Consider the following 10,294-nt stretch of genomic DNA (forward strand, 5'->3'; position numbering starts at 1 on the left):
CCTGTTCTGCGAGGTGCTGCGCGCTAACCGCGCCGGCTTTCTCGCGCGTATGGGCCGCGGCGAGGAGGCCCTGCGCGAGTCGGAGGCGGCGCTGGCGGCCATGGAGCGCATGCAGCGCGCGGACGACAACGAGTACGCGCAGGCCCTTGAGGCCAAGGCCTTCGCGCTGCAGGCGGTGGGACGAACCGCCGAGGCGCGCGCCACCCAGGAGCGCGCCATCGCCCGCTACGAGGCCTTGTTCGGCGCCGAGCATCGTGAGGCCCAGCGGGCGCGGGGCAACCTCGACAAGCTCTGATCCGGCGACCCGAAGTCGCGATTCATCGCCGCCCGGATCAGGCACGGACTCGCGCACGGCGAAGCGCGCCCGCCAAGCGCGCCTGCGAGTCGATCGCGATGCTCAGGGCTGCTGCTCGAACGCGCCGGAATCACAGGCGCCGTCAGTGCGCGGCAGGCCGCGGATGTCTTCGGCATCGCAGTAGGTGCCGAGGGCGAAATTCACCTGCGGGCGCGACTGGCCATCGGTGTTCCAGCCCAGCACCTCGAACTCGCCGCCAAAGGTGCCGAGGCTCAGCTGATGGAGGCTGCTGCTGCCGCTCAGATCCAGCCCGGGCAGCGCACCGCAGCTGCCGCCGCCGGCACCGAACGCATTGCCGCCCAGGCTGGTGACCAGGCCATGCTGGGCGAGGCAGCCATCCGCGTCGGACAGCAGGCTGTTCGCCACAGACAGGCTCTGCGCGCCGCACAGCGTGTGGAAGCGTTTGTGGATGGTGGCCGGACCCGCCCCGGCCGAAACCGCGTGCCCGGCCGTCGTGACGTGGCCCAGGAAGGCGCTGCCGGTACTCGAGATCGCTTCACCCTGGGCCGAGCTGTTGGCATGGAACGCGCTGTTGCGCACATTGAACTGCTGGCATTCGTTGGCCAGTGCGCCGCCCAGATTCGATGCGCTGTTGTGCAGAAAGCTGGACTGCCGGATCGTCACGTCCGCCCGCTGCGAGAGCGGCGATTGGCTGTAGTCGGCGAATACCGCGCCGCCGTTGCCTGACAGCGCCGCATTCGCCTTGAACTCGCTGCGTGTGATCAAGGCGGCCGTGCCCAGCAGCGCGACCGCGCCGCCCTGGCTTGCCGCGTTCAACTGGAAACTGGCGCGCTCCAGGATCAAGCGGGTTTCGCCCGGGGGCGGGGCGTCCGGAAAGGACACCCGTTTTGCGGCCACAGCCCCGCCGAGGTTGCCGGCGACGTTGCCGGTGAGGCGCAGCATCGGCGTTGCGCTCACCGCATGGAAGTTGGCGAAGCCGGGCGTGCTGAGCGCGATCGCCCCGCCGTCGCCACCCGCGCTGTTGTCGGCGAACAGCGTGCCCGCGCCCTCGCTGCGCCAGACGATGTTGATCGGGTAGGACAGCACCTGAGTGATCATGGGCGCCGCGGCAAAGGCGCCGCCATTCCGCAAGGCTGTGTTGCCACGCAGGGTGAGGCCGTTGGCGATCACGGTCGCGGACTGCACCAGCACAACCGCACCGCCGTCGAGGCTGGCCTGATTGTTGCGGAGCTCGGTGTTGTTCAGGCTCAGCGTGTAGCTGCCGGGGTTCATCCCCCGCAGGTAGATCGCACCACCGCGCTCGGCGCTGCAGAGCTCAACGACTGCATCCCGCAGGCTCAGATAGCCCGCGCCGTAGCGAAGAATGCAGCCGCCGAGCGTGCCCTGACCGTGTGAAACCGTGAGCTTTGCCAGCGCCAGACTCGCGTCCGGCTCGGTCGCAGCCCAGACCTGATGACGATGCGGAACGGTCTGATGCGGGAGTGTCGATGCCGCCCAGCGGATGCGGCTGCGCGCGGCCGAATCGCCCACCACCTCCAGCGTGTCGGTGACCCACAGCGGGCCGGCTCTGCCGTCCAGCGTGGTGGCGGACGTGGTGCGCGTCAGCGTGTAGACGGCGCGGCTCAGCACGATCAGATCGGCGCCAGGGCGCTTGTTGGCGGCCAGCACCGCCTGGCGCAGCGACAGCCCGCAGCCGCCCAGCTGAAAGCAGCTGGCGACTGGATCGGGATCATCGGTGCGGGTCACGACATAGACCATCGACCACGCGGGTGATGCGCAGGCCGCGAGCACGAAGGTGAGCAGAACATGGCGCATGGTGGCATTCCTCCAGGTGTGTCGGTGGTGCCCATGGGGCGGTGGGTTTCGGCGCTGTGCTGCGGCTGCGGATCTCGTCTCATCGGTACGTCTGGACTGGCCGTTCGCATCGAGCGTTTCCGGCTGCGCCCGCGCGACAGACGCAGCAACAGCAGGATCGTCAGCACGCTGCGCATGGCAGGGCTCCGCGTTGTGGAGTTGGGCTCAGAAGCGAGGTGTCGCGACCGGCCTGCTCCAACCTGTCGGCAGAAGACGCCGCGGGCGGCACGGCAGGAACTGCCCAATGCCGCGCAGATCGAACGCGGCGATGACCCCGACACGCTGAGCGGCGCGGGCAGGGCGGCGGCAGGTGATCAGTCACCTTCGAACCCATCGCTCAGCAGGGCCGGCTCGGCAAAGCGGTACACCGAGCCCTGGGCAAAGAAGTCCACCGCCCTGCGGACCGCGGCGATGAACAGGGTGCCGTCAGCGTGCAAGTGAACGCTGCCGCCGAAGCCCTCGTTCGCGCGCGGGTTGAGGTGGGTCAGCTTCTGGGTCTGGGTCCAGCTGCCGCCGACCCGCTCGAACACATAGGTGGCGCCCGGCCCGTCCGGCCCCGGCAGGTTCTCGCAGCCCAGAACGATACGATCGACGCTCAGCGCGGGCGAGTTGCAACCGGTTTGGGAATTGATGTCGGCGGGCAGCAGCGAGGCCTCCGGCAACCAGCTGCTGCCGCTGCGACGATAGACCTGCAGCGGACGCGCCGAGCCCCCCACCGACGAAACTGCCAGCAGATCGCCGGCCAGCGCGATCTTCCAGCCGAAGCGTTGCTCGGCCACATTGCCGACCAGCGCACTCTGCCAGGTCCAGACCCCGCCGCTGCGCACATAGGTGCTGACCTCGCCGGAGTCCGTCGCCGGCGCGTCGGCGGAGTGGTCGTTCAACACCAGCAGGTCGCCAGCAAGCTGCGGCGTATTGCAGCGGCCAGGCAGCACCTGCGTCTGCGTCCAGCTGCCGTCAGCAGCGCGCTGCAACACCCAGGATTCGGTGGTGAAGCGTCCGCAGACGATGGCGGTTCTGCCGTCGAATGCCAGCCCCGCGCCGAAGCCGCCGCTGGCCGCAGGAAAGGTGGCGATCAGCTGCGCTTCCAGCGTCCAGACACCTGCGCTCCGACGAAACGCATACACCGTGCCGGCCTCGTTGACGCCCGCTACCGTGCGGTTGGGCGCGCCGACCAGCAGCACATCCCCCCGCAGGGCGATGGCTGAGCCGTACTGATCGCCGACCGTGCCATCCGGCGCCAGCAGACGCTGCGGCTGCACATAGTTGCCGGCGCTGTCGCGGCGCAGGACATACGCCGCGCCGCGGCCCTGCTGCAGGCCCACATCCTCTTCGGGCGCGCCGATCACCAGGGCGTCGCCCTCGCTGTCGAGGGCGTAGCCGTAGATGGCATTGGTCAGACCCTGGCCAAGATCCAGCCTGCGCACCGTGCGCGGCACCGGATCACCGAACTCGCCGCCGCGGCCGACCATGACCACACCCTCGCTGGGGTAGCCATAGACCTCGGCGCCGGGCGCGCCGACGAACAGGGTGGGGCCACTGCGGTCAATCGACACGCTGCTGCCCATGGCGTCGTTGCGAGCGCCGGCGGCGTCGAAGCGCTCGGTGGTGGAGAGCACGCTCTGGAAATTGTTCGCGAACTGCATCACCACCGCCTTGCCGGCATAGTTCTCGGTGATATCGCTGTCCGGCGCGCCCAGCACGGCCCAATTGCCGTCGAGCGAGATGCTGCAGCCGAAGCAGTCATCGGTGTTCGAGCTGAACAGTTGGCGCGAGGTCCAGACGCCGCTGCTGCGGGTGTAGCTGCGCACATGCGCGCCGGCGCTCTTGCGGTTGCGCTGCGAAGACACCAGCAGACGGTCGGGCGTCGATGGATCGGCACCGCTGATCGCCACGGCGTGGCCAAGGCCGATGCTGTTGGCGAGCTCGGCGTCGGGTTCGAGCAGCCGCGCAGCCTGGCTCCAGGTGTCGCCGGTGAGCTCGAACACATAGGCGGCGCCGGCATCGGTGAACAGCTGGCCGTTGCCACTGTGGGTCACATCGAACCCGGGCGAGCCGACCGCGATCGCGCCGGCAACAATCGCGACCGAGTGGCCGAAGCGCTGTAGCGCCTGAACGCCGACTGGCGTCACCTGGGTCGAGTTCCACGCGCCGGCCTGGTCGCGACGCAGCACACGCAGGAAGCCCGAGCTGAAGTTGGGGTTGCTGACATTGGTGGCCGGGTGGCCGAACACGGCGATGAAGCCGTCGGTGGCCACGCTCTCGAACAGATCGTTGCTGCCGGCTGAGAACTCGGACTGCCACTGGCCGGACTGCCAGCGGTAGATGCGTCGCTGGGTGCCGCCGCTGCTGGGGCGATACAGCAGGGCCAGAGTGCCGCCGCCCAGCGCGAGCTTGACCAGGTTTTGCGGCGCGCCGGTATCGAAGCTCAGCACCTGCGCCTGCTCGGTCCAGACACCCGCGCTGCGCACGTAGGTCCGCACCATCGCGCGACGCAGGCTGAGGACGGCCGTGAGGTCAGAGACCACGGCGAGGTCGCCGTCGACCGCCACCTGGCTGCCGAAGCCGCGACCCGGGGCGCCTTCGCCCGACGCCTCGGCCGTCAGTGTCTGGCGCAGGCTGTAGCTGGCTGCCTGCACGGGGAGTGCGACCAGCGACAGCAGCAGGGTCGCGATCCAGAGGGGAGAGGGTCGAAGGTGCATGGCTCGGCTTCCGCAAGGTGGTCCCTCTGCAGCACGGCAAAAGCGTCGCGCAGGGCTCACTGCCACGCCCGGACTCCAGTGCGCGTGCTACGCAACAGCGCTTTCCGCGAGACTCTGTGCGATCACGGCGCGCTACGTGGGCGGCCGCCTCGGCCATCACGTGCTGGCGGCCTGTTGGCGTTCGCGGCAACCGAGTCGCGCTGCATTCGACACCCAGGCTCACGCCGATTCGCGGCTTGCTTGAGCCCGAGCCTCATTCGAAGCCATCGCTGAACACTGCGACCGGCGGTTCCGCGAACACGTAGACCGCGCCCTGGTACTCGAACGTGGACGATTCCTCCGGGGCTGCGACCACCAGCGAACCGTCTTCGGCGAAGGCGATGACGCTGCCGAAGTACGACTGCGTCACCGGGTTCGAGGCGACCAGGCGCTGCGCCTGCTGCCAGCTTCCGAGCTGCCGCTCGAACAGGAACACCGCGCCCTGCTGGTTGACCGTGACCGTGTGGACGATCGCCGCGACCGCGATCCGCTCGCCGCGCACCGCGACGTGCTGCACCGCTTCGTTGGCGCCGAGGCCGGATGGCAGCAGGCTCGCCTCCGGGAGGAACTGCAGCCCGCTGCGTCGGCGCACGACCACCGGCGTGTTCGGCCGATAGCTCGCCACCGCGAGCAGGCCCCGGTCGATCCCGAGGTCGTAGCCGTAGCCCTGCGGGCTCGGCGTGTTGCTGCCGTTGTCGGAGCTGCCGACGAACTGCCACTTGCCGCCCTGGAAGGCGAACGTGCGGACAAGCCCGGCCTCCACACCACCGAGGTTGCCGTTGGCGTTGTGTGAGCCGATCACCGCCAGCCCGTCGTCCCAGCCGCCGTCACTCATGCGCGAGGCCGCGGCGGCCAGCCCGAAGGTCCAGCTGCCGTCGGGCTGCCGGGTCGCGATGTCGACGCCAACGTCGGCGCTCGAGCCGCCCGCGGTCGGTGGGCAGATGCCGCCGATCATCGCCCGCGTGCCGTCAAATTCGATCCGCCGACCGAAGGCGCGGCGCTGGGTGCTGTTGCAGGGCGAGAGCAGCACGCGCTCGACGTTCCACACGCCGGCGCTGCGGCGGTAGACATAGACCGCACCGGCGTCCACGCCATTGGTGTCCACGTTCGGCGCGCCGACCAGCAGCAGATCGCCGTGGACCGCCACGCCCTCACCGAAGAAGTCGCTCGCGAAACCCTGCGGATTGGAGATGCGCGTCGGCGGCGCGTAGGTGCCATCCGGCTGTCGACCATAGACATAGACCGCGCCTACCCCGGGCAGCGCGCCGGATGCCTCGCCAGGGGCGCCTACGACCAGGGTGTCGGCCTGGGTCGACAGCGAGCGGCCGAACAGGGCGATGCTGAGTCCCTGGCCGAGCGGGAACACGCGCTGCAGCGCAGGAAACGGCGTCCCCGCGCTACCGATCGACATCAGCACTGCGCCCTGGTCCGTGTTGCCGTCGGCGTCGGTCAGCGGCGCGCCGGCGAGCAGGGTCGGGCCCGTGCGATCGATGCCCACCGCGAAGCCGGCGAACGCGCCGGCTTGCGGGGACGGGTCGCCGCGCACGGTCAGCGTCGCCGCCGAGAAGCCGGCGTTGAAGTCGGTGCCATACACCACGCCGGCGTCGGTCCCGCCGAGGTCGAAACCGTGGCTGCCGATCGCGGCGACGTCACCGTCCATCGCCAGCGCGTAACCGAAGTTCTGCCCGGCCTGCACCGTCGGCGGGTCGATCACAAACGACGCGTTCCAGGTGCTGGCACCGCGCCGGTACGCGCGTACGCGGCCTGAACCCCCATTCTCCAGCGTGGCCACCAGCAGGCGGTCCGGCGTGCCCTCGTCGAGCCCGCTGATGGCGACCGCCGATCCGAGTCGTGCATTGGCCGTCGGCGTCGGCGCGACGATCCGCGCCACCGGGTTCCACGTGCTCTGGGTCAGCTCCCAGACGTACGCCGCGCCGGCGTCGTCGACCGAGTTGACGGTTTCCGATGGCGCACCGGCCACGACCGCCCCGGACACGATCGACACGCTGTGCCCAAGGCGCGCGCCGGACTGCAAGGGCGAGGACTGCAGCACCGCCGTTTCCGACCAGGTCGTGCCGCCGGGCGAGCGCGTGAGCACATAGGCCGCACCAGCGGCGCTGTTGGCGCCGGGGTGACCGATCACCGCGCGCATGCCGGCGATCGCGACCGAGGCGCCGAGGTCCGGATCGCTCGACTGCACGGCGTAGGCATCGACCCAGCCGGTCGGCGTCGCGCGCAGGACGCGGACCACGCTGCCGGCGCCGTTGGCGCGCTCGGCGCTGTAGATCAGCGCGTCCTCGCTGAGCGCCAGCGCCTTCGGGTTCTCGTCGGCGCGACGACGGTCGAGCTCCGGCGCACGCTGCCAGGTGCCGGCGACGCGCCGGTAGCCGCGCAACTGCGCGCCCATGCGCCGCTCGCTGACCACGGCCAGGTCGCCGTCGATCGCGATCCGCGCACCGAACAGTCGACCCGGGGCGCCCTCACCGGAAGCCGGCGCGCGCAGGACCTGGCGTTCGCTCAAGGACTGGGCGTGAACGGCGCAAGGCGCCGCAATGCAGGCGAGCAAGAGCACCGCCCATTCGACACGGCGCTTCCCGAGTCGTGAATACATTCCCATGCTCATGGCTCGAAGCCATCCGAAAAGAGATCGACCACCTGGTAGGCAATGCAGGCCGAGTACTCGCTGGACGCGCCGTCGTCAGGGCCACCGCGTTCGGCCGCGATCGCGGTCAGGAACTGGCCTTCGAAGTTGCTGGACGTGGTGACGTTTGCGGTGAAGGGGGTCGTGCCGTCCTCGGACGACGTGCCGTTGCTGATCCTCGCGGTCGTGGCCCCCACGAATGCACGGCCTTCTCCATGGCCACTCTCATCGCAGCTCGTCGACCGATACACGGTGATTTCGTAGGTGCCATTGGCCGACTGCAGCGTGCCCGACACCGAACCCGCGGCACTGCTGCCCCCGGCGCTGACGAGGACCGGGTAGTTCTGGCCACGGTTCCCCGGTGTGCCGGTATCGTTGCGGATGGGGTTGACGCCATTGGGGTGAACGTTGATGCCGAGCGCGATGTTCGCGAAGGTGCTGTTCAATCCGTAGTCGGCGATGCCCGCGTCGCGCCCCACACTGATGCCATCGCCGGCGTTGTAGGCAACGGTGTTCTGTCGCAGGAAGAACCGCTCGCCGTCGTTGAACCGGATTCCGTCGTTGCCGTTGCCGGCCGCGCCCTGCATGCCGGCCTGGGCGCGTCCGACGAAGTTCCGGTCGATACCGGCGACTGACAGCGCGCCGTCGACGAAGATGCCGAAGGAGTCGTTGTGCCCGATGAAGTTGCCGTCGATCGAGTCGTTCTGGCCATCATCGATTTCGATGCCGATGCCGATGCCGATGCCGATGCCGATGCCGATGCCGTTGCCTACGTCGCCCGTGCCGCTCTTGCTCAGGCCGATGAAGTTGTGCAGCACCCTGCGGCCGGTTCCCGGCCCCAGGTGCACGCCGGCGACGCTCGCGCGGCCGATGATGTTGCGGTCCGCCGGATCGAGGCCGCCGATGCGCGTGCCGGTGGCGCCGTCGACCGTGATGGCGTACTGCGGAACCGAAGGCTCGAAGATCGATGTCCCGGTATTGAAGGCGTTGCCCATGATCGTCGCGCTTCCGGCGCCGCTGACCCGGATCTGCGCCTCGGTCGCACGGTAGAAGGCAAGGCCGCGGATGAACACCTCCTGGCCCGGACCGGGCGTGAGGTTCAAGGCCCGCGCGCCGTTGCTCGCCAGGACCACGCAATGCACGCTGTCGTCGCCGTCGGCTTTCGAGTCGCCGAGCGTGTTCTGCGCGCTGCCTGGCTGCGAGAACGCGTCGATGGACAAGGTGGTGCTGATGGTCGGCAGCGGCGTGGCCAGGCTGATGACGCGCGGGCAGACGCCGGGGATGTCGAACGCGATGGTCTCGGCGATCGCGGTGACGTTCGCATCCAGGATCGCCTGGCGCAGCGTGCCCGGGCCCGAATCGGCGCTGCTGGTCACGGTGAGCGTGTCGATGTCGCTGATCGTGGTCTCGCGCGCGCCGCGGTCGACGCGGCTGCCGATCCGGCGCGGACTGCCGGCGAAATCGACGCTCGGCAGACCGCCGGCGATGTTGTTGCTGCCGGAGTTGATCAGCGGTGAGCCCGCCTGCGGCACGAAGGCCGCGTCGAACATCGGGTCGATCACCAGATCATTGTCGAACGACGGCGAGGCGCTGCCGCCGCTGAGGTAGGTGAATCCGCCGTCAAGCGAATTGTGGTTCACCGTGACCACGCCGGTGTCGATCACGAGTCCGCCGCTGGCATAGCTGCCGTCCAGCACGTTGTTGGTCACCCGCACGGCGCCGGGCACGCCGGTGATCCGAACGCCCTCGGTACCGCCGACGAAGGTATTGTTGTGGATGTCGGCGACGAAGGGCGCACTCGCGGTCGACCGTTCGAGTTGGAAGCTGCGCTGCAGCGAGCCGGTGACGATGTTGTTCACCACCCGGATGTTCTTGTCGCCAGCGCGGACGATCGGGCCGAAGTCGTTGATGATGAAGCGGTTGCGCTGCAGCCGGATTTCACCCAGCACGCTGGTGCTGTTGCCGTTGTCCTGCAGCAGGACGCCATCGAGACGGTCGAAGGTCAGCCGTTCGACCGTCAGGTCTCCGTCGCGGGCGCGCAGCCGGATGCCGAACTGCCCGGGCGTCGGGGTGGTGATGCGGCTGGCGCCCGGATCGTTCGACTGCGCCAGGCAGGCCGTCGACCAGCCACCGCGCAGGGTGAGCGCGCCATTGAACGAGACATCGACATTGCTGGTGATGCTGAAATTGCCGGCGCGCACGCGCACATCGTCGTCTTCCGCGCTCTGCGCCGCAGAGGCCAAGGCCAGCAACAGCTCCTGGGGCGTATCGGCGCAGTAGGTCGCCGCCTGGACGGGCGCAGGCAGCAGCGCGCACCAGACGAACAGCGCGCCGACGGTGGTGGCGGGAACGGTGGAGAGTCGCATCGCAGGCCCCTTCAGGCGGCAGGTGCCTGTTGAAACGCGAATTGCGTGGATCAGGGCTCACGCAGACGCGATCGCCCTTGGCGCGGACGCTGAGCGATCGCGGCGCGATCGACCGGCGCTCGTTCAGCCGGCGCGGACGATCGCGGCGACGCGGCCATCCTGCGAGGGCCCGCAGGCGCGGCGCGAGCCCCGCGACTCACTGAGCGAGGTAGTTCTCCGGCACCGCCAGCCCTTGCTGGCGGAAGAACGAGAGCTGATCAAAGTAGCCGCGCTGGAACACGATCTCGCCATCGCGCACCTGGAAGAACCCGCAGCCGCGCAGGCCCTTGGGATCACGCCATTCAAGGATCGCCCACTCGCCGTCGGCAAAAATGTT

The 10,294-nt window shown here is 69.2% G+C and carries 5 protein-coding genes and 1 pseudogene; 1 reads left to right on the top strand and 5 read right to left on the bottom strand.

The window, feature by feature from the left end:
• Window positions 1-13: 13 nt before the first annotated feature.
• Complete coding sequence (locus ACIQ7H_RS15705; protein WP_395793163.1) at window positions 14-295, top strand: tetratricopeptide repeat protein; 282 nt, start codon at window positions 14-16, stop codon at window positions 293-295.
• Window positions 296-397: 102 nt separating this feature from the next.
• Here the strand turns inward: ACIQ7H_RS15705 and ACIQ7H_RS15710 are convergent, their stop codons facing one another.
• The 5 genes and pseudogenes from ACIQ7H_RS15710 to ACIQ7H_RS15730 all read right to left on the bottom strand — a co-directional run.
• Window positions 398-2,131, bottom strand: a complete 1,734-nt coding sequence (locus ACIQ7H_RS15710) for a hypothetical protein (protein ID WP_395793165.1) — start codon at window positions 2,129-2,131, stop codon at window positions 398-400.
• Window positions 2,132-2,484: 353 nt separating this feature from the next.
• Entirely contained in the window at window positions 2,485-4,872 is a 2,388-nt protein-coding gene (locus tag ACIQ7H_RS15715; RefSeq protein WP_395793167.1) for an FG-GAP repeat protein, read from the bottom strand.
• 253 nt (window positions 4,873-5,125) lie between these two features.
• Window positions 5,126-7,522 carry an FG-GAP repeat protein gene (locus ACIQ7H_RS15720; RefSeq protein ID WP_395793169.1) on the bottom strand — a complete coding sequence of 799 codons (2,397 nt, stop codon included), beginning with the start codon at window positions 7,520-7,522 and terminating at the stop codon, window positions 5,126-5,128.
• 8 nt (window positions 7,523-7,530) lie between these two features.
• The gene (locus ACIQ7H_RS15725; protein ID WP_395793171.1) at window positions 7,531-9,918 is read right to left on the bottom strand and encodes a choice-of-anchor Q domain-containing protein; all 2,388 of its coding nucleotides are present in this window, start codon (window positions 9,916-9,918) and stop codon (window positions 7,531-7,533) included.
• Between the two features lie 196 nt (window positions 9,919-10,114).
• Window positions 10,115-10,294: pseudogene (locus tag ACIQ7H_RS15730) on the bottom strand (hypothetical protein); the annotation flags it as partial.

It is taken from the genome of Aquimonas sp. (genome assembly GCF_044377145.1).
In the GTDB taxonomy this organism is placed as follows: domain Bacteria; phylum Pseudomonadota; class Gammaproteobacteria; order Xanthomonadales; family Xanthomonadaceae; genus Aquimonas.

Excerpts from the sequence above, each read along its gene's own strand:
- ACIQ7H_RS15720 (WP_395793169.1), bottom strand. The coding sequence starts at position 7,522 with ATGTATTCACGACTCGGGAAGCGCCGTGTCGAATGGGCGGTGCTCTTG.
- ACIQ7H_RS15715 (WP_395793167.1), bottom strand. The coding sequence starts at position 4,872 with ATGCACCTTCGACCCTCTCCCCTCTGGATCGCGACCCTGCTGCTGTCG.
- ACIQ7H_RS15710 (WP_395793165.1), bottom strand. The coding sequence starts at position 2,131 with ATGCGCCATGTTCTGCTCACCTTCGTGCTCGCGGCCTGCGCATCACCC.
- ACIQ7H_RS15725 (WP_395793171.1), bottom strand. The coding sequence starts at position 9,918 with ATGCGACTCTCCACCGTTCCCGCCACCACCGTCGGCGCGCTGTTCGTC.